Genomic DNA, 21,624 nt, shown 5'->3' with positions numbered 1-21,624 from the left:
TTTAGGAGGAAAAAATGTTTAACAAAAAGAAGACAAAATATTTAATTTACTATATGACTGCAGTTATGATTATACTATTGGTTTTAAATTCTGTTATTAAAAAATTTAAAACTGAACATATAGCTTACAGTGATTTTAAAAAGATGATTGTTGAAGATAAAATATCAGAAGTGGAATTATCTGATAACCAAATACTTATCGAATTGAAAAAAGAGTATAACACTAATGAAAAAGTGCTATATACATATAGAGAAAAGTATGACACACAATTAATCCAAGAATTAGAAGCAGCTGATATAAAATACGATAGTCCTGTTAGTTTGGAGGGACCACTACAAAGTTTTGCTTTAGAGTGGCTTTTACCAATAATTATATTTATTATTATTGGGAGAATTTTGTTTGGAAGTTTAGATAAGCGTATGGGCAGTGGTGTTATGAGTTTCGGTAAGAATAATGCTAAAATATATGCTGAAAATGAGACTGGCAAGACTTTTAATGATGTAGCTGGACAAGAAGAAGCTAAAGAATCATTAGTTGAAATAGTTGATTTTTTACATAATCCAGAAAAGTATATAAAAATCGGAGCGAAATTACCTAAAGGAGCTCTTTTAGTTGGGCCTCCGGGAACAGGTAAAACTTTACTTGCGAAGGCAGTTGCTGGAGAGGCTAAAGTTCCATTTTTCTCTCTATCTGGTTCAAATTTTGTAGAAATGTTTGTCGGAATGGGAGCTGCTAGAGTCAGAGATTTATTCAAACAAGCTGAAGAAAAGGCACCTTGTATTGTATTTATAGATGAAATAGATGCCATTGGTAAAAGTAGAGATAGTGTAGTTGGTTCTGGAGGAAATGATGAAAGAGAACAAACATTAAATCAATTATTAGCTGAAATGGATGGCTTTGATTCTTCAAAAGGAGTAGTTATTCTAGCAGCTACTAATAGACCAGAAGTGTTAGACAAAGCATTATTAAGGCCAGGTAGATTTGATAGAAGAATTATAGTTGATAGGCCAGATTTGGGTGGAAGAAAAGCAATTTTAGAAGTTCATTCAAAAGAAGTAATTATGAATGAATCAGTTGATTTGATGGACATAGCCAAGGGAACCCCTGGAGCTGTTGGAGCTGATTTGGCTAATATAGTGAATGAGGCAGCATTACTAGCAGTAAAAAAAGACCGAACAGAAGTTGTTCAAGAAGACTTACAAGAAGCAGTGGAAATAATAATTGCTGGTAAAGAGAAAAAAGATAGAATCATGTCAAGTAACGAAAAGAGAATAGTTGCTTTTCATGAAGTAGGTCATGCTTTAGTAGCTGCTTTATTGAAGAATACTGACCCTGTACACAAAATCACAATTGTACCGAGGACTATGGGTGCTTTAGGGTATACAATGCAGTTGCCAGAGGAAGAAAAATATTTAGTATCAAAAGAAGAAATGTTGGATAAAATAGCTGTATTACTTGGTGGTAGGTCTGCAGAAGAAGTTGAGTTTAATTCTATTTCAACTGGAGCATCAAATGATATTGAAAAAGCAACTCAAACCGCAAGAAATATGGTGACAATGTATGGAATGAATGAAAAATTTGATATGATGGCTTTAGAATCTATGTCAAGCAGATATTTAGACGGAAGACCTGTGCAAAACTGCAGCGCCAATACAGCAGCTTTAATAGATCAGGAAACCTTAAATATAATTAAAGAATCACATGAAAAAGCAAGAAAAATACTTTCAGATAATTTAACCTTACTTAGGATAATTTCAGAAACACTTATAGAAAAAGAAACACTAACAGGTGAAGAGTTTATGAAATTAATTGGTGAACATAATAGTTAGGAGTTGATACGAAATGAATAATAATCACTTCCAAAAAGACATAGAAGAAGAGTTTCAAAAGCAATTACAATTTGAAATTGAAGAAGATAGAGCTAATAGCACAGTAAGACTTATTAAAAAAGAAATATTAGATTTAGTCCAGAAGAGAAAAGCAATAACTGATACTATAATGAAAGAAAGACAGAATGCAATTGATGAATATAGAGATGATGAAGATAAGCTTATTGAGTATTTTGATCATGAAAGATATATTAATGAAGAAACTTTTAGAATTATTGATAGAAAATTAAAAGAACTCACAGTACTTCAAGAATCTCCTTATTTCGGAAAGGTTTCTTTTAAAGAGGAAGAGTTTCAAGATATTGATGATATTTATATTGGCAGATTTGGAATGACAACAGAAGATTCGTATGAACCGGTAGTTGTTGATTGGAGAGCACCTATAGCATCGTTATTTTATGCTGGCAAGTTGGGGGAAGCACAATATGAAGCTCCAATGGGAAAAATAAATGCTGATATAATTCATAAGAGGCAGTTTATAATAAAAGGTGAAAAGCTAAAAGGAATGTTTGATTCATCTGTTGAAGTAAAAGACGATATTCTTCAGATGGTATTGTCAAAGAACTCAGGTGAAAAACTTAAAGATATTATTATGTCTATTCAGGCTGAGCAGGATAATATAATACGTGAAGATAGAAAGAAAGCAATAGTAGTTGATGGAGTAGCTGGGAGTGGTAAAACAACTATAGCTTTACATAGAATTGCATATCTTCTTTATAACTATAGAAAAATTCTTGGAGATAAGGTAATGATTTTAGGTCCTAATACAATATTTATGGAGTATATATCCAGTGTACTTCCAAGCTTAGGAGAAATAGGAGTAAATCAAAAAACATTCTTTGATTTTGCTATTCAAACATTAGATATGGATTATAGAGACTTTTTATCTATTAAGGATTATATGGAAAAAATTATTAATAGAGATACAGAATTTATTAATACTCTTAAATTTAAAACCTCAGAAGCTTATATTGATAGATTAAACAGTTTAATAAATAATTTAGAAAATAGTTATTTTGATCTTGAAGATTTAATCTTTAAAGATAAAGTTATTGTGCTTAAAGAATCAATTAAGGAATTATTTCAGTATTATAAATCAATGCCTTTATTTAGAAGAAGTAAAAAAATTAAAAGAATTCTATATTCAAAAATAAGAGATGAAAGAGATAATAGAGTAAGAAATATAGAAGATTGGTATAAATCATCTTTAGAAAAACTATCTGATGATGAGAAAAATTTTCATGAGAACAATTTAATTTTTAAAAGAAGATTACTGATAAGAGATGTAGTTAGAAGCGTTATGGTGGCAAAAGAGAGTTTAAGTTGGTTGGATAACGAAACTTTGTTAAAATTATACAAAAAGTTTAATAATGAGAACGAAATGACTATTGATGACTTAGCACCAATACTTTATCTTAAGATAAAATTAGAAGGACTTACTCTGTCAAATGAAATAAAACATGTTGTAATTGATGAAGCACAAGACTATAGTTTGCTACAATTTATTGTAATAAAAGAGTTGACAAAAGCTAATGGATTTACAATAGTTGGAGATAAAAATCAGAGGATTTTGCCATATCAAGGTGAAATTGCTATGACGAAATTAGGGTCTGTAATGGACGATGTAGAAGAGTTCAAACTGGACAAAAGTTATAGATCTACGAAAGAAATTATGGAATATGCTAATAAATATATTCATGATACAAAAATAGTTCCTTTAGTAAGAAATGGATCAGAGGTTAAAGAATATAATTTGAGAGAAAATGAAATACTTTTGAAAATAAAAGAATTATTCAACGAATACAAAGAAAAAGGACACGAAAGTATTGCTGTTATAACAGACAGTTTATTGAAAGCTGAATCATTAGCAAAGGAAATAAAAAAATCGACTAAAATTAACTTTATTAATAGCGAAGAAGTTATGTATAAAAAAGGAACAGTAATAATGCCATCTTATTTTGCAAAAGGATTAGAGTTTGATGGAGTTATTATTGTGAATGATATTGGAGAAAATACTTTAGAAGAAAATAAATTGAAGTATGTAATGTCTACAAGAGCACTGCATGACTTAGCGGTTATAAAAGCTAATTGCAATTAATGGTAATTGAAAGGAAGTAATGAGATGATTAAAAATTATTTAGAAAAATATGCACGTTTATTAGTAAAAACAGGGATCAATATTCAAAAAGGTCAAACTCTTGTAATAAGTGCACCTATAGAATGTGCATCTTTTGCCAGAAACGTTGCTGAAATTGCTTATAGAGAAGGGGCAAGAGATGTAGTAATGAATTGGAAGGATGAATTATCTTCAAAGATTAGATTTATGAATGGTCCAGAAGAAATCTTTGATGAATTTCCAGATTGGCAAAGAGATTTTTATTTGCATCATGCTAGAATAGGAGCAGCATTTTTGAGTATTTCAGCTTCAGATCCTGAGCTTATGAAAGAGGTTGATCCTGAAAGAATGTCAAAAGTTCGAAAAGTTACTAGTGCAGCTATAAAAGAATATAGAGAAAGACTTATGGCTAATAGAAATGTTTGGTGTGTTGCATCAATACCAACTTCAGCTTGGGCAAAAAAAGTATTCCCTGAAAGTACAGAAGAAGAAGCAATTGAAAAACTATGGGATGCTATATTTAAAACTGTGAGAGTTAATCATGAAGATCCTGTTGCTGCATGGGAAGTGCACAAAAATATGTTAAAAAGAAGTATGGATTTCTTAAATACGAATAAGCTTAAATACCTTCAATATAAAAATTCTTTGGGGACTGATCTAAAAATTGAGCTTCCAGAAAACCATTTATGGATTGGTGGATCAGATTATACACCAGAAGGATTAGAGTTTATTGCTAATATGCCTACTGAAGAAGTATTTACTCTTCCGAAAAAAGATGGAGTAAATGGTATTGTAGTTAGTTCCAAGCCGCTAAATTACAACGGCAATTTAATTGAAAATTTCTCACTTACATTTAAAGATGGAAAAATTGTGGATTTCAAAGCAGAAGAAGGCTATGAGGTGCTAAAAAGTCTTATTGAAACAGATGAAGGTTCTAAATATCTTGGAGAAGTAGCATTGGTACCTTATGATTCACCAATATCAAATTCAAATATATTATTCTACAATACATTGTTTGATGAAAATGCCTCATGCCATTTAGCTATAGGAGAAGCATATCCTGTATGCATAAAAAATGGAGAAAATTTAAGCAGAGAAGAGTTACAAAATCAAGGAGTAAATGATTCAATAGAACATGTGGATTTCATGATAGGAACAGAAGATTTAGATATAATTGGTTATACTGTTGATGGAAAAGAAATTCAAATATTTAAAAATGGAAATTTTGATTTTTGATATTGAATTTATAAATTCTATTTTTTATAGGTTTGAAAAAGCATATATAGCGTAAAAGTTATTGTAACAAGCTTTAGAAATTCTTATTTATTTTCGTAATATATACGTTAAGAAAAATTATTGTTTGAGCGGTAGCGAGTTATAATTTTTTAGTATATATTTAAGAAAATAAATTAGAATTTCTTAGTGAAGTGGAATAACTTTCTAGATATATATGCTTTTTATCTTTAAGTGTATTCTCTGTCAATTGTAATTATAGTTTCATATAAAGGATGAAGTTTTTTTACTTCAAATCTTATGCTTCTTATAAGCTCTTCTTCATCTTTTACTTTTTTACTACTATCAACAACAATATCAAATATTAAGTTTTGAATTTCTCCATCTCCTACAATTCTAAAGTCGTGAAAAGATTTAATCTCCGAGAATTTTTCTAATATTTTAGAAATCTCAATTTTCGTATTATTTAGGATTTTGCAATTCAAATTTAGTGGATCAATGTGGATAACCATAAATAAATTCAAATCATTTGAAATATCTCTTTCAATTTGATCTATAACTTCATGAACTTCAACAATATTTTCGTCTGCAGGGACTTCAGCATGTATTGATGCCATCATTCTACCAGGACCATAGTTATGTACGATTAAATCATGAACTCCAAGTATATATTTATTGTTCATTACTGCGTCTTCAATTTTATGAATTAACTCAGAGTCAGGTGCTTGACCTAATAGTGGGTTAATTGTTTCTCTAACTAATGAATAACCAGAATACAAAATAAATAAAGATACAAGTATTCCTATATACCCATCAATAGGTAAAGAAATCCATTTACTTAACAATAATGATAAGGCTACACAACTTGATGATATAACATCGCTTAATGCATCTAGTGATGAAGCTTCTAATGCAGAGGAATTAATAGACTTACCGATGTATTTATTAAAAATACTTAACCAGATTTTAATTCCTATAGACACAAGTATTAAGATAAAAGGTACTAATTTAAAAGTAACAGAAGAAGGATGAATTATTCTATCAAAAGATGATTTTACAAATTCAACACCGACATACATAACCATAAAGCTAACTATAAGTCCTGAAATATATTCAATTCTACCGTGACCAAAAGGATGTTCTTTATCAGCAGGTTTACCTGCTAATTTGAATCCTACAATTGTAATTATTGAAGATACTGTATCAGAAAGATTATTAAATGCATCTGCAGTTACCGCAATACTATTAATAGTCAATCCAACAACTAATTTTACTGCAAAAAGAATAGAATTTGTTATAATTCCTACAAAACCACCTAGGTAGCCATAAGATTCTCTTACAGAATTATCTTCTATATTTTTATAATCTTTAACAAAATGCCTTACTAAAAATTTTGATATCAACCGGATGCCCCCTTTTTTCAATGCACAATTCACGATTCACAATTGTAGACACATTTCGTTTACACGAAAGCTTTTAATTATATAAAAGACGAAAAAATAATTAAAAATTAATGATTTCTTTTGCGGCAGTAAAATACATTATTCCAATCTGCTAAGCAGATAAAGGCTTAATTCAAAGATTTTCTGCAAGAAAATGATCTTTAATTGTGCATTGATTATAGTAGGTTATTTTTCAAATGTACTAAGAAATCCTGTACATTTGTAACCATAGTAGTTACTTCTAATGTTCCTCTGTCTCTAAGCTTATTAACGGCAAATTCCGCTATATCTATACTGTATATATATACAGGTCGGACTGCACCCTCCTTTACAGTATATGAAGGTGTCATGTTTCCTGAGGCTATTGTATGCAGTGTAGTTGCAAGACAAATTAAAGTAGTTGCTTTTCGAGTATGTTTACGCATTTCATCTTGAGCATCATAGACATTAGCAAAGACTGGAGGCAGCGGACCATCATCTCGGATAGAACCAGCTAAAACCAACGGCACATTATTTTCTATGCAAGATTTTACAACACTTTCTTTTATGTTATGATTTTCTATCAAATCATTTAAACTACCTGCCTCTCTTGCTTTGTTTAATAAATCTAAATGATTATAGTGACCCAAAAGCATAGATTTTTGTGAATAAATATCTTGGCCAAGTGCAGTTCCTAAGAGACCTGCTTCAAGATCGTGAGTTGCCATTGCATTACCAGCTAAAACTGCATCGACATAACCATTTTCTATAAGTGATGATAAAGCTTTTCGTGAATCATAATCAAATACTACTGCAGGACCTAAAACCCAAACTATATAACCATGTTCCTTTTCATATTTAAGCAATTCATATAGTTTATCATAATCCCTAGAATAAGCTGTTTCTCTTGAACGTCCAGCTCTGAATGCGAAAACATCTGAATTTGCATTTGAAGTTAAGAATCCTGTAGAATGAAGGTAGATACCTTCTGAGCCATCTTCAGTTCTACCAACTACAACTTTATCACCAATCTTCAAATTTCTAAACTCTACCACAGATATTGTACCATCATTTTTATATACAGGAACACAATCCATTCTACTCTCATTTGCCAATATCCATTTATCATCAACCTTAAAATATTCAGGGTAAATTGACATTGCATGATAATTTTCAGGTGCAACACCATTTTTAACTACTGATATTAGCGTTACATTTGGATAAGTTATAAATGGTTCAACTGAGAAATCAGGATGTGAATAACTCGGCAATTCAAATTTCATTTTATTACCTCCCTAGATTTATTCTATATATTAACATATATTTTATAATTAATTAAATGATTTTTCTATAGATTCAAGAAACTTATTTAAAAATATTAATAATTATATTATATGATAAATCTTTAATTAATAATTATTAATTTTTTTAGATAAAATTTAAAAATATTTAACCTAGTATATAATATTTAAAATATGTTAATCATACTTATGTGATGTATAATAAAATGATAAACAATTGAGACGAATATTTTGTGCATTAGAAAAACATCGAAAATTTGTTTTATATTAATGTATAAGTTTAGTTACGTACTGTTTATCTAAAATAGGAGGTTTTCTTATGGCTTATATCATAAAGGATGTATGTATTAAATGTGGCGCTTGTGAACCAGAATGCCCAGTAAATGCAATAAGTGAAGGTGACGAAAATTATGTTATCGATCCTAATACTTGCATTGATTGCGGAGCATGTGCAAGTGTATGTCCAGTTGATGCACCTGTACCAGAATAAAAAAATTGCAGGGTTAGCCTGCAATTTTTTTTTTGTTAAATAACCTTAATTTAATCCTAAGATTTTGGCAAGTATAAATTAAGCTTTACAATAAAAACTCTTTATTGACAGTTTTATTTTTTAGATGTAAATTACAAGGTAGTAAATAAGAAGGTATCATTAAGTAATTATTAATTTTGAATTCTTAAGAATTAATTAAAATCGTGAGGTGGATTTATGAAATTAAAGGGAAAAGTAGCACTTATAACAGGGGCTAGTAGAGGAATAGGAAGTGCAATTGCAAAGGAATTTTCAACAGAAGGAGCTTTTGTTGTAATAAATTATGTTAAAAACGATTCTGCAGCTGAGAAAACTTTAGAAGAAATTAAAAGCATAGGTGGTTATGCAATTGCAATAAAGGGAGATGTAAGCAAATATGATTTCGCTAAATTGCTAATAGAAAAAGTTATAGAAAAGTTTGGGAAAATTGATATTGTTATTAATAATGCAGGAATATCTAAGGTTGGATTATTTATAGATATGGAGGAATCAAATTGGGATGATTTAATAAATGTTAATCTTAAGAGTGTTTTTAATATTAGTAGACATGCAGTAAATAAAATGATTTTTAATAAAAAGGGTTCAATAATTAATATTTCTTCTATGTGGGGAAATACAGGAGGTTCATGCGAGGTTATATATTCAGCATCAAAAGGTGGCATAAATGCTTTTACAAAAGCGCTAGGGAAGGAATTAGCTCCAAATGGTATTAGAGTTAATGCTATTTCACCAGGGATTATTGATACAGAAATGAATAGCTGGATGAATGATGATGAAAAAAACGAATTAACGAGTGAGATTCCTATAATGAGATTTGGGAAAGTAGAAGAAGTTGCTAAATTAGCAGTTTTTCTTGCCAGCGATGAATCTTCATATATAACTGCTCAAGTTATTAATATAGATGGAGGAATATAACTTTTAACAGTTGACAGTTTTCAGCGTTCAGTAGACAGTATCGGAAGCTTTCGCAAGCAAAAGCCTAAATTTAAGGTTTTTCCTTATGTGTTAGTATAAGTACTTTGCCTCAGTTAGCAAAGCTAATAAAGGCTTAGTTAAAGATTTTCTGTAAGAAAATCCTCCTTTACTGTAAACTGTACACCGTAAACTGTTAACAATAAATTGTATATATGCTTATGATCTTTTATACAAAGTCTTTTAGTCTTCTAGCCCTAATAGGATGTTTTAACTTTCTCAGTGCCTTACTCTCAATTTGACGAATTCTTTCACGAGTAAGATTGAATATTTGTCCTATCTCTTCAAGTGTTCTTGGATGGTCATCATCTAAACCATATCGTAGTCTTAAAATTTTTTCCTCTCTCTCAGTTAAAGTTGTTAACAAATGCATTAGTTCATTTCTTAAAGCATTATTAATAATATTTTCTTCGACACTTGAAAAATCATTTTCCTTCTTGTCGATATCGTATAAGTCATTACTCTCTGAGACAAAATCTATTAATTGGCTATCATTTTCACAATTCGCATCGTTTATATATTTGTTTAAAGAGGTAATATTTCTATAATAGCTATAATAATATTTTATTGCATTATATTCATTTTTAGATATACCAACTTTATCACAAATCTCTTTTTCAGAGTAGATAAGTTTTTCAGAATTTTCTTTTTCTAATTTGTTTATTTTATTCATTTTTTCGATCATGTGCATAGGAAACCTTATGAATGAGCCTTTATTATAGATTGATCTGTCAATAACCTCCAATATCCAGTAAAAAACATAGGTAGAGAATTTAGTTCCAAAGCTGGGATCATATTTTTCTATTCCATAGATTAATCCAAGTACTCCTTCCTGTACTAGATCTTCATAAGATAGACTAGAAAAATTCATTCTCTTGTTTGCTAATCTTTTTACCAATGGAAGATTTCTTACGATTAATTCTTCTCTTGCATTTAAATCATTATTAGTCTTATAAGTTTTTAATAATTCTTCATTATTTAAATTATCGTAGTGCATAGTAGTATTATTCATAAACATCACCTATGATATATTTATTCAGTTTATAGTCAATAATTACCTATATAATAAAAAATAATTTTAATAAAATAAATACTATAAACACTAGTATGAAAAATGTAATTTATAACAATAATATAGAATACAATAGTTTATATATGAGTAAAATATTATAGGAATAATAATTCGGAATAGAAATAAAAGACGAACTATATTAGTAAGAGTTAAGAGTTAAAAGTGAAGAGTTAAAAGTTAAGGTTGATTTTCTTGTAGAAAATCTTTAACTAAGCCTTTGTTAGCAATGCTAACTGGAATAAGGAACTTTTGCTAATGCAAAAGGAAGTAATTTAATCTTTTATATAATTAAAAGCTTTCGCTTACGAAAGGTGTCCACAACTCTTAACTTTTAACTCTTAACTCTTCACTATAAATTGCGAAGCGTTTTTCTTCGCAATTTATAAAAAGGGGGTAATAATATGAGTAAAAAAATGAAAAACAAATCAATATTTTTATCTGTAGTTGTGGTTATATTAATAGTTATTGTAATATCTATTTTTGGTATGATTAGTACATATAACAAATTGGTGAGCTTAGAACAAAATGTAAAAAAAGTTGAATCTAATATTGATACTCAACTTCAAAGAAGAAGCGATTTAGTACCTAATTTAGTTAATACAGTAAAAGGATATGCAGCTCAGGAAAAAGAAATTTTTACAGAGATTGCTAATGCTAGATCTAAATTAGGAGGAGCCCAAACAGTTAAAGAAAAAGCTAATGCTGACAGTGAACTTTCTTCAGCATTATCAAGGCTATTAGTAGTAGTTGAGAACTATCCTGATTTAAAATCAAATCAAAATTTTAAGGATTTGACAGTCGCTTTAGAAGGAACTGAGAATAGAATTAATATCGCTAGACAAGATTATAATGCGGGTGTTGAAATTTATAATACAACAGTAAGAAAATTTCCTGATTCAATAATTGCCGGTATTTTTAGATTTGAACAAAAGGATTACTACAAAGCTTCTGAAGGAGCTAAAGAAGTACCAAAGGTTGATTTTTCTAGTTAAGGCATGTTCAATCTTATATGCTTAAAATAGAAAAATAAGGGGTTGTGTTTATGCTAAAGAATAATAAAATGGTAAGAAATAGTTTATTTGTTTTACTATCTTTATATATTATTGGTTCTTCTATAATAAAAATAAATGCAGAGTTACAATATCCTAAACCCACTCAGTACAAATATGTTAATGATTATAGTAATCTTACAGATGTTGAAACTAAAGAATATGTTATGTCTGTAGGTAAAGAGCTTGAAGATAAAACTGGAGCTCAAGAAACTATTGTTATTATTAATGGTTTAGAAGGACAAGATATTGAGAGTTATGCAAATGGTTTGTTTAGAGAATGGGGTATAGGTCAAGAAGGTAAAGATAATGGATTATTAATCTTATTAGCTTTAAACGACAATAAATGGAGAGTGGAAGTTGGTAGAGGATTAGAAGGGGCAGTTCCTGATATTTTAACAAATAGAGTTATGGAAGATTTGGCTATTCCACAATTCAAGAATGGTGATTTTAATAGTGGATTAAAAAATTCGTATTCAGTTTTTGCTGAATATATAGCTAAAGAGTATGGAGTAACATTAGATAAAAATATAAAAATAAATTATAAACTAGACTATGATGAAGATAAATTTGGTATAACATCTATAATTATTTTTTTAATTATTGTATTAATAATTTTAATTTTTCCTAGAAATAGAGGTGGTAGAAGACCTGGTGGCTTTGGTGGTTACGGTGGACACGGTGGTTTTGGAGGTTTCGGTTCTGGCGGTAGTGGATCTTCTGGAGGTGGATTCGGTGGCTTTGGAGGTGGATCTTCTGGTGGAGGAGGATCATCTGGAGGATGGTAGTTTTTATAATCCTTAAGTCAGAAATTAATATAGGAATGGAAAAATTACAATAAATTAAAAGCAGTGATATAAGTTAAATATTCCAAATTATTTGATTAAGGTATAAAATAAAGATATCTCGATTTGAGGTATCTTTTATTTTATCGTATTATTTTAAGTAAGATGAAAAGAATGACGCAAGTGAAATAAATTACGAATAAGTTCGAAATTTATAGTGACAAGTTACAAGTGATAAGTGACAAGTTGTGGACACCTTTCGCAAGCGAAAACTTTTAATTGAACAAAAGATAAATGACTACTTTTGCGTAGCAAAAGCACCTTATTCCAGTTAGCGAAGCTAACAAAGGCTTAGTTAAAGATTTTCTGCAAGAGAATCATCCTAAGAGTCGGCTTAAGGATTAGTTCTACTTTTTATTCAAAAATATGCAATCTTCAAGCATTTTTTGAATGAAATTAGTAGAAGTTATTCTTCAACGATCTCTTTCATTAACTTGTAACTTGTCACTATTTTAGTTCGTCTTTTATAAATGTTGTGAATCAAAATAAGTAATAATACTAAAGGTAGGAGGTAATATTATTGTGTGGTAGATTTTTACTGGATAGTGATATAGGAGATATAGTATATCGGTATAATTATCTTGGAATAGAGTGTGATTTGTCAGCAGAAGTAAATAATGAAGTTAATAAAAATGAAATATTTCCTACTAATTCAGTACCAGTCATTTATAAAGAAGATAAGACCAATATTGATGTTTTTAGATGGGGATTTCCAATTTGGAATAAAAAGGTTTTGATAAATTCTAGAGCTGAAACTATTAATGAAAAGGGAATATTCAAGGAATCTTTTCAAAATCGAAGGTGTATTATTCCAGTGAATGCTTTTTTTGAATGGAAGAAAATTAATAATATAAAACAAAAACACAAAATTTATTTGAAAGATATTGAGATTTTTTCTATAGCAGGTATTTATAACAGATTTATCAATGAGAATAATGAAGAATTTTCTGCTTTTTCAATTGTAACAACGGAATCAAATGAAAAAATGCGAAATATTCACAATAGAATGCCAGTTATATTAAGAAAGAATAAAGAAAAAAATTGGTTAGATACAAAGGTAAGTATTAGTGAATTAAATACTATTATGCGACCTTACGATGAAGAAGATATGATTTTTTTGAATTTAGATAGACAAATATATGAACAAATAAAAATTTTTTAAAAAGTTATTAAAATTTGAAACAAAACAGCATATTAAAACGTCTATATATTGTAAGAAGAATTATTTTTATTTTGGGGATTGAAAATAAAAATTTAGAGGTTTAGTTATGCAAATACATAAAATTATAAAAATATTTATTATAATAGTTCTTTCCGTAGGGACAATTATATTTGTAAACAAGTATAGATATAGTCATGATTTATTACATTTAACGAAAAACGAAATTAGGCTATATGAAAGATATTCAAAAACTGAAGAAACTAAGTTATTAGAAAATCTAGAACCAATAATTATATTAAAATTTTATCTTTTTTCAATAGACAATAATGATTACTTGACTACATATAAATTTTATGATAATAATCATAGAAACTTAATGCCGTCTAAACAGCAATATTTTATGAAGGTATTTAGACAAGGGGAAGAATTAGATAGTAGAATTATTTGTAAAATAAAGAATCATATGAAGAGCATAGAAAAGATTAAGATTTCAGAGAATAAATGTGTAATAGAAATTAAATATGATGATACGGAATATATATCAAGATTTTTCTTTATTAAAAGAGAAAATTCAATTTGGAAATTGAGATGGATGTATAAAAAGAATAGAAAATTGAAAAAACCAATATAAGATATATCCTAAAGAGAGATTAACTCTCTTTTTTTTTATTGAATTTATAAATTAGATTTATCCTACACAAATTATAAACACAATTAAAGAAGTCAACATATTATATAAATGAAGAAAACTATATTTTAAGACTGTTATAAATTAATATTATAAAAAAGGGATGATTATATGTTTGAGGATTATAATGATGAAAACACAAATCCTATAGCAGCTCTTCAATTATTGTATGGGTCATACAAATTAATATTATTACTAATACTTTTATTTTATGTGCAAGCATGTGGAGGAGTTATTTGTACAGGGGGTACTGGCACAGGGTGTACTGGAACAGGATCTACAGGTTCAGGCTGTACAGGTACAGGAGGCCCAGGCGGATGTACAAGTTCAGGATGTTCAGGGTGCTCAGGATTAGGATGTACAGGCATGGAGTATGCTAGTACTGGTTGCAGTGGGGTTGTGTATACATGTTCTGGTGCCACAGGCACTGGTTGTACAGGTGCGGGTTGTACAGGTACAGGTTGTACAGGTACAGCGGGTTCAATTGATGTAGCTGGAGGAGATACTTTAGATTTTGAACATTTAAAACAATTTAAATTAATATTTGATTCTTTGTCAGGAAATGAGTTAAAAATTCATACAGTTGATGGTGGAGAGATAACAGGTCAAGTTCATTCTTGCACTTATGATGGGGTACTAGAATTATGGGGTGGTACTTTTGTGAATATTGATCAGTTAGCATATTTTGAATTAGTAAGTAGTAAAAGTTTTGCAGATGAAAATGTAGAAATTAATTATTTGGTACAACATGATAGCTTAAAATACGAAATACAAGAAGAAATAGGTATAGTTACAGAGGTTGATATTGATGATGAAATTGCAGTAAGAGCAGGTGGATGTATTATAGGAGCAGCTAAAACTATAGTAACTGATAAAATAGGCCCACTACTAATACTTGATGATAAATATGCAGTTGTATTAACACAAATTCAATGGTTTGAATTTGTATAGGTTATAAGGTAGAAATTACGTATCCAGATTTCTACCTTATAATTAAGTTTAATTACCATTGTTGAAATCAATATAGTATTAAAATGGAGGTACTATGAATACAATAAGTTTATGTATGATAGTGAAAGATGAAGAAAAAGTTATAGGTAGATGTCTTGAATGTATTAAAGATATTGTAGATGAAATTGTAATAGTAGATACAGGGTCAACGGATAAAACTATAGATATAGTTAGCAAATATAATGCTAAATTATATCATTTTAAATGGATTGATAATTTTTCTGAAGCTAGGAATTTTGCATTTGACCAAGCAACAAAAGATTTTATAATGTGGTTAGATGCTGATGACATTCTACTTGATGAGGACATAATAAAATTAAAAAAAATGAAAGAAAAATTAGATTCTTCAATAGATGCTGTTTCAATGAAATATATAGTTGGAAAAGACGAATATGGTAATATAACTTTAAGTTATAAAAGAAACAGGTTAGTGAAAAGAACTAGAAATTTTAAATGGATAGGAGCTGTTCATGAGTATATTGCGGTTTGTGGTAAAATAATCGATAGTGATATAAACATAATTCATAAAAAAAGTAAAAATTCATTTAATAGAAATATTGAAATCTATAAGAGTATGATAGAAAACAATAAAAAATTCACTACGAGGGATATATTGTATTATGCAAATGAACTTTATGAGCATTTAGATTATGAAAGAGCCATACAATATTACAAAATTTTATTAACTAAAGATGCTTGGGTAGAAGATCAAATTAAGGCATGTGGTAATTTGTCAGATTGTTATTATTTTATAAGTGACTATGAATTAGCCAGAGAGTATTGTTTTAAATCATTTGAATATGGTAAGCCTAGAGCTGAACAATGTTGTAGAATAGGATGTTTATTTTTAGAAGAAAAGAAATATGAACTTGCTTCATATTGGTATAAGACTGCTTTAGAACTTGAAAAACCTGAAAATTCTAGTGGCTTTTTTATTGAACCTTGTTGGACTTGGCTTCCACATTTACAATTATGTGTTTGCTATGAAAAGATGAAAAAAATTCAATTGGCCTATTTTCATAATGAGAAAGCTTTAAAATATAGACCAAATGATAAAACTATGCTTGAAAATAAAAAATATTTACAGACAATTATGTGAATAAAATAATAGTTAGAGAAACGGCTATAGCCGTTTTTTTATAATTTTTATCTTTGTTCTTGACATAATTATATGAGAATGGTTATATATTAATAAGTGTTAGTAATATTACTTTTAATATAATTTAAAAAAGTATAGAGGTGGAAATATGAGTGATGTTATCAATTTCAATGAAATAAAGAATAAAGCAAAAGATAAAGATGTTTTGAAATTTGAGGAATATATGTATTCTTTATATTATCAAATGGCTGAAGGTACAATAAATATAATGCAAATGAATCAGAAAATTCAGGACTACGTTAAAGAAAATAATATTTCTCAAGAAAAATTTTTGAATATACAAAAGAGTTTTCTAGAAAAAATATCTAAGGAATATGGTATTGATATGAGCTCCATAGATGAACAAATGAAATCTTTAGGTATTGATACAAGTGCATATGGATTTACTAATGGAGAATTTGATTATGAAAAAATAGCAAATGAGTTAAGATTCGAAGAAAAGTATAAAAACAAGCTGGAAAAAAAGTTTATGAATACTTATTTTATTAAGAATGAAAAAAATGATTTGAAAATTATATTAGAAAGTAATAATGTAATTATACAAAGCAATACTAAAATTGAGTTAATTGATGGTGAGTTAAATGATTTTCTATGTTCATATAAAAAAAAATTCAATGATAAATCTTTAAAAATTACTTTATGTGAGAATACTAATATATATGAGTTTTGATTTTAGTTATTAAAAAGCCATGGATATACTCTTTGGCTTTTTTAGATTTTATATGAACGAATTGTAAAAAAAATTATTTAAATATAAAATAATGAATTATTGAAGTATAATTGATATAGATAATTGCTTCAACTATAAATATATACAAGGTCATAACTTTTCACGTCTAATATTTTTATATGAATTAAATAGGTTTACTTATGGTTTGTATATAATGAAAAAGGTTAAGTGAAATAATATTTACAGGGAGATAAAAAATTATGCTAATATTAATGTTTTTTATAGTATTTTCTCCGTATTTATCAGTGGTTAGTTTAGTGGTAACATCGTATATAACCATAAAAAAGAATAAAATAGTCTTTAATAATTTATGGAATAAAGGTATGCTTTTGATGTTTATTTGGTCTATAATAACCAGTATTATTAATAAAAGTATACTGTCTTTAGGAGTATCTTTTGTTTTTTTACTACTTTTCTTATTTGGGATTTTTTTAGAAAAGAACTTTTATTCAGAAGAAAAAATTAATAAATTGCTTAAAAATATTTTATTTTTATCAATTGGATCTGCTATAGTGGGATTTATTGAAAGAATTACTGAAATACAACATATACCTAGTTGGTGGGGAAAGTTATTTGGTATAAATCAATTTGCAGCCAAAGGAATAAGTCCTAGAATAACAGGTACATTTGGAAATCAAAATATAGCAGGGACTTGGTATGGAGTTATGATTTTGATAAGTTTATATTTTTATTTTAATGAAAAAAATAAAAATAAATTTCTATACGCAATTACAGCATGTTTATTTACTATTGTATTAGTGTTAACTGGATCAAGAGGTGGAATATTAGGTCTTGCTATAGGTATAGTTATTTATCTATATTTAAGTAAAAACAAGAAAAAAGCTATCATAATAGCTTTATTATCATGTATAGGACTAATATTAATATTTAAATTTCCTAATTATTTTCCTAGAGGAGATGTATTATATATTACATTGAACAAAAGAGGATTTATATGGAAAAAGACTTTTGAAATGATTAAATTAAAGCCGATGATGGGATGGGGATTTCTTGGTACTTATTTTTATAAAGGATTGAATGAACCACATGGACATAATATTATTTTAACGTTTGCTTCTTCTTTAGGAATAATAGGACTTATGATTTTTACTATAATGAACTATTATTTAATTAAAGAATTGAGATTTTTAAATAAGAATAATTGTAAATATGTACCTGTGTTGGCATCGGTTATTGCATTGATTTTTGGTCAAGGTATTTTTGATTGTACAATAATGAATCCACAGGTTGGAGTAATATATTTTGGAGCTTCTGCTTTAATTAATGCAATTGCTTATGAAAATAAATATGTATTTGTTCATAAAAGATCGATCCAAACACTATTAAGTCCTATGAAAAAACAAAAATCAGTTGAGTTAAAATAAAAGCTTTTCTTAATTGAAAAGCTTTTATTTTAAAATTATATTAATGAGAAACTATATTTTGTCCACGCGGTATATTTTTCTCCTGGAGATAAGATTTTTGTAGGGAAACTTTGTTGATTTATTGCATCAGGATAGTATTGAGTTTCAAGACATAAGCCGATATAATCACATGATTTTATGTTATTTTGAAGTATTAGATTATTTCCCATAGAGTTACTAGTATATAATACTACAGATGCTTGGTCAGTAGTAACCTCCATTTTTCTTCCATTTTCTTCGTTTAATAAAACTACAACAGGATTATTTGATTTATTAAGTATAAAAGGATGGTCATATCCGCCACCATTTTCTATTTGTTCATAATTTGATTTTATATCACTGCCGACTTTTTTTTCGAATTTAAAATCAAATGGAGTATCTGTCACATCTCTCATTTCACCAGTGGGTAAAACATCTTTTGTAATAACTCCAAACTTATCAGCATCAATTTTTAATTTATGATTTAATATAGTGCTTTTTAGGTTACCAGATAAATTAAAATAACTATGATTTGTTAAATTCACTATGGTATCTTTATCTGTTGTTGCCTCATAGAATATTTCTAGATCATTACTATTATTAAATTTATATGTAACTTTTACACTTAAATTGCCTGGAAAACCCTGGTCACCATCTGGACTAAGATGGGTTAGTTCAAGAGCAGAGTAATCTTCTGCATTTAATTCTTTTACAGACCATAATATTTTTTCAAAACCTTTTGGTCCGCCGTGAAGATTACTATTATTGTTATTCTTAGCTAAAACATATTTTTTATCTTCAATAGAAAATTCAGCATTTGATATTCTACCACCAACTCTTCCAATTAAAGCTCCAAAGTATGGTTGATTCGCTATATAATCTTCAGGATTTTCAAAGCTTACAACAACATTTTCTATGGCTCCATCTTTATCAGGTACATAAATTTCAGATATTATTCCTCCTAAGTTTAATATTGATACATAAGAATTATTGGAATTTACTATACTGTATTTTCTGATTTCATTTCCATCTTTAGTTTTTCCAATAACCTCGTTGATTATTTTCATAAACAAACCTCCCTTTATTCCCCAAAAATTTTCCTAATGAAATATATTTATAATGTAGTTTATTTTGAAAACTAACTATTTTAAGTATACTATTCAACTTATTATGATGTCTATATTAAGAAAAATTTCAAATATAAAAAAATAGATGAAATTTTTGTGAAATCCTCTAAATATATTGACTAATGAGTTAACAGGGTAAATAGGTATTAGATATATTTTAAGTTCAGTATTTTATGTTTATCGAATCTAGTCGAAAACTAAGAAAATTTGGTAAAAATATCTATAAAAAAAATGGTTTTTGTAGTAAAATATAGCTAAGGATAAAAGGGGGATATATCTTGGGAAATTATTTTTTTCAAATAATAATTGCAATAATAGAATCATTAATTTGGATTTTAATTTTTTCAGTAATTATAAAGAAAAATATTTTAATAGATGATAAAAGAACTAGCGTTTTACTTAGTTTGTCTTATGTTATTGTAGCAATTTTAACTAAAAAAGTCGTGCCATTTGGAATTCATCCAATAATAATAACTATATTCAATATTATTTTATTTAAAATTATTACTAAAAGGTCTTTAAAAACGATGATTTTTAGTTTTTCGTTATTTACAATATATACTATTATTTTTGAAGAAATTTTTTATTCATTCATAGCTTATTTTTTAAGTATAAACATAATAGATATAATAAATAACTCATTACTAAATAATTCAGTTGGAATAATTTCTGCTAGTATTAAATTGATTATTTTGATGACTATTATGAGGTTTATAAAAATCAATCTAGACTTATTATATGAAAAGGATAAAGGGGTAATATTCAACTATTGGATATTTGGATTAATTTCTTTTGGATTTGTAATGATGAGTTTTGAAGCTATGACTAAGTATGGTATTAACATTAAATATTTTAATTACGCGGTATATACAATATTCTTATTCTTTTTAATTTTAGGGTATTATCAATACAAAAATTTCATTGAATACATGAAGATGAAATATAAGTTTGAAAAAAAAGAAAAAGAATTGGAAAACTTAGAATCTATGATTGATGTAATAAGAAAGCAAAAGCATGACTTTGCAAATATTATTAATACTGTATATGCAATAAGTGTAATGAACAAGCCTAATAGTAATGATAAAATAAAATCCTATTTAAAAAGTATCATAAATGATTCAACTACACCAAACTACTTTTATGATACGGGGAACGACTATTTGGATGGGCTATTAGCTATGAAGAAGAAATATGCTGATAATGAAAAAGTCAATTTTGAAGTTGATTTTGATTGTTCTTTAGAAGAGGTACAAGTTGAAGACAATGATTTGGTTAAAATTGTTAGTAATATTGTGGATAATGCGTTAGAGGTTTTAAAGAAATACCAAAATGATAATAAAGTTATATCAATTTATCACTGGATTGAAGATGATGTATCAAATATTTCAATTTCAAATAATGGGCCAATGATAAAAGAAAACTTAATGAAAAAGATTTTTGATAAAGGGTTTACTGAAAAGGTCAAAGAAAGTAAAGAACATGGCTACGGTTTATATATTGTTAAAGAGCTAGTGCAAAAACAGAATGGAAAAATATTAGTTAAAAGTGATGAAAACTCTACTGAGTTTTTAATTAAACTACCTATGTTGAAATAAAATGCGAAAAAGGACTCACATTTTATTTCAGTGCTCAATGCACAGTTCACAGTACGCAGTTATGGATACCTTTAGTTGATACGAAAGCTTTTTATTGAAAGAAAAAACGAACTAAAACAGCGACAAGTGATAAGTTACAACTTAAAACTATTATAAATTACTTTGCAATTTATGATTATTATGAAAAAGCCTAGTTGATATGATACTTCCAAGGTAGACACTGTAATTAATTAAATTACAAATCTACTTTGGAGGTGTTTTTTTATGGGAAGAAAACTTAAGTATAGTAAAGCATTAAAGATTAAAGCTTGTGAAGATTATA

At 27.9% G+C, this 21,624-nt stretch carries 18 protein-coding genes; 14 read left to right on the top strand and 4 right to left on the bottom strand.

What is annotated here, in order from left to right; all coding sequences use genetic code 11:
* Positions 1-14: 14 nt before the first annotated feature.
* From ftsH to ACQ3F0_RS03910, 3 genes are read left to right on the top strand one after another with little or no spacing between them, the layout of a single operon-like run.
* Positions 15-1,829, top strand: coding sequence for an ATP-dependent zinc metalloprotease FtsH (gene ftsH / locus ACQ3F0_RS03920; protein WP_428863750.1), 1,815 nt, complete (start codon positions 15-17; stop codon positions 1,827-1,829).
* Positions 1,830-1,842: 13 nt separating this feature from the next.
* Positions 1,843-3,987: a HelD family protein gene (locus ACQ3F0_RS03915; RefSeq protein ID WP_428863749.1), complete on the top strand. Its 2,145-nt coding sequence runs from the start codon at positions 1,843-1,845 to the stop codon at positions 3,985-3,987.
* A 24-nt stretch (positions 3,988-4,011) separates the two neighbouring features.
* Positions 4,012-5,241: an aminopeptidase gene (locus tag ACQ3F0_RS03910; protein WP_428863748.1), complete on the top strand. Its 1,230-nt coding sequence runs from the start codon at positions 4,012-4,014 to the stop codon at positions 5,239-5,241.
* A gap of 227 nt (positions 5,242-5,468) precedes the next feature.
* Here the strand turns inward: ACQ3F0_RS03910 and ACQ3F0_RS03905 are convergent, their stop codons facing one another.
* A complete protein-coding gene (locus tag ACQ3F0_RS03905; protein WP_428863747.1) occupies positions 5,469-6,641 on the bottom strand; it encodes a cation diffusion facilitator family transporter in 1,173 nt (390 codons plus the stop codon).
* Positions 6,642-6,856: 215 nt separating this feature from the next.
* Entirely contained in the window at positions 6,857-7,942 is a 1,086-nt protein-coding gene (locus ACQ3F0_RS03900; protein ID WP_428863746.1) for a putative NPN-dependent ornithine cyclodeaminase, read from the bottom strand.
* A gap of 337 nt (positions 7,943-8,279) precedes the next feature.
* Here ACQ3F0_RS03900 and ACQ3F0_RS03895 point away from each other — a divergent pair, with 337 nt between their 5' ends.
* Both ACQ3F0_RS03895 and ymfI read left to right on the top strand, forming a co-directional pair.
* The gene (locus ACQ3F0_RS03895; protein WP_428863745.1) at positions 8,280-8,450 is read left to right on the top strand and encodes a 4Fe-4S binding protein; all 171 of its coding nucleotides are present in this window, start codon (positions 8,280-8,282) and stop codon (positions 8,448-8,450) included.
* Between the two features lie 216 nt (positions 8,451-8,666).
* The gene (ymfI, locus tag ACQ3F0_RS03890; RefSeq protein ID WP_428863744.1) at positions 8,667-9,404 is read left to right on the top strand and encodes an elongation factor P 5-aminopentanone reductase; all 738 of its coding nucleotides are present in this window, start codon (positions 8,667-8,669) and stop codon (positions 9,402-9,404) included.
* 226 nt (positions 9,405-9,630) lie between these two features.
* Here ymfI and ACQ3F0_RS03885 read toward each other — a convergent pair whose 3' ends face one another.
* Complete coding sequence (locus tag ACQ3F0_RS03885; protein ID WP_428863743.1) at positions 9,631-10,473, bottom strand: sigma-70 family RNA polymerase sigma factor; 843 nt, start codon at positions 10,471-10,473, stop codon at positions 9,631-9,633.
* A 461-nt stretch (positions 10,474-10,934) separates the two neighbouring features.
* Between ACQ3F0_RS03885 and ACQ3F0_RS03880 the strand changes: the two genes are divergently transcribed.
* The 8 genes from ACQ3F0_RS03880 (at position 10,935) to ACQ3F0_RS03845 (ending at position 18,562) form a co-directional block, all read left to right on the top strand.
* Entirely contained in the window at positions 10,935-11,525 is a 591-nt protein-coding gene (locus tag ACQ3F0_RS03880) for a LemA family protein (RefSeq protein WP_428863742.1), read from the top strand.
* Between the two features lie 50 nt (positions 11,526-11,575).
* Entirely contained in the window at positions 11,576-12,370 is a 795-nt protein-coding gene (locus ACQ3F0_RS03875) for a TPM domain-containing protein (protein ID WP_428863741.1), read from the top strand.
* A 577-nt stretch (positions 12,371-12,947) separates the two neighbouring features.
* Complete coding sequence (locus ACQ3F0_RS03870; protein WP_428863740.1) at positions 12,948-13,589, top strand: SOS response-associated peptidase; 642 nt, start codon at positions 12,948-12,950, stop codon at positions 13,587-13,589.
* 106 nt (positions 13,590-13,695) lie between these two features.
* On the top strand, positions 13,696-14,220 hold the full coding sequence (locus ACQ3F0_RS03865; RefSeq protein ID WP_428863739.1) for a hypothetical protein: 525 nt from the start codon (positions 13,696-13,698) through the stop codon (positions 14,218-14,220).
* A 168-nt stretch (positions 14,221-14,388) separates the two neighbouring features.
* Positions 14,389-15,228 (top strand): hypothetical protein, encoded by an 840-nt coding sequence (locus ACQ3F0_RS03860; protein ID WP_428863738.1) that lies wholly within the window; start codon positions 14,389-14,391, stop codon positions 15,226-15,228.
* A 94-nt stretch (positions 15,229-15,322) separates the two neighbouring features.
* Positions 15,323-16,387, top strand: coding sequence for a glycosyltransferase (locus ACQ3F0_RS03855; protein ID WP_428863736.1), 1,065 nt, complete (start codon positions 15,323-15,325; stop codon positions 16,385-16,387).
* Positions 16,388-16,535: 148 nt separating this feature from the next.
* Positions 16,536-17,117, top strand: a complete 582-nt coding sequence (locus ACQ3F0_RS03850; RefSeq protein ID WP_428863735.1) for a DUF3867 family protein — start codon at positions 16,536-16,538, stop codon at positions 17,115-17,117.
* A 260-nt stretch (positions 17,118-17,377) separates the two neighbouring features.
* On the top strand, positions 17,378-18,562 hold the full coding sequence (locus tag ACQ3F0_RS03845; RefSeq protein ID WP_428863734.1) for an O-antigen ligase family protein: 1,185 nt from the start codon (positions 17,378-17,380) through the stop codon (positions 18,560-18,562).
* Between the two features lie 35 nt (positions 18,563-18,597).
* Here ACQ3F0_RS03845 and ACQ3F0_RS03840 read toward each other — a convergent pair whose 3' ends face one another.
* Positions 18,598-19,647 (bottom strand): aldose epimerase family protein, encoded by a 1,050-nt coding sequence (locus ACQ3F0_RS03840; RefSeq protein WP_428863733.1) that lies wholly within the window; start codon positions 19,645-19,647, stop codon positions 18,598-18,600.
* Between the two features lie 338 nt (positions 19,648-19,985).
* Here ACQ3F0_RS03840 and ACQ3F0_RS03835 point away from each other — a divergent pair, with 338 nt between their 5' ends.
* Positions 19,986-21,302, top strand: coding sequence for a sensor histidine kinase (locus tag ACQ3F0_RS03835; RefSeq protein ID WP_428863731.1), 1,317 nt, complete (start codon positions 19,986-19,988; stop codon positions 21,300-21,302).
* Positions 21,303-21,624: the final 322 nt, after the last annotated feature.

It is taken from the genome of Clostridium sediminicola (assembly GCF_050402865.1).
In the GTDB taxonomy this organism is placed as follows: domain Bacteria; phylum Bacillota; class Clostridia; order Clostridiales; family Clostridiaceae; genus Clostridium_AF; species Clostridium_AF sediminicola.
The sequence above is the reverse complement of the archived record's forward strand: the minus strand, read 5'-3'. Positions and strand labels throughout refer to the sequence as shown.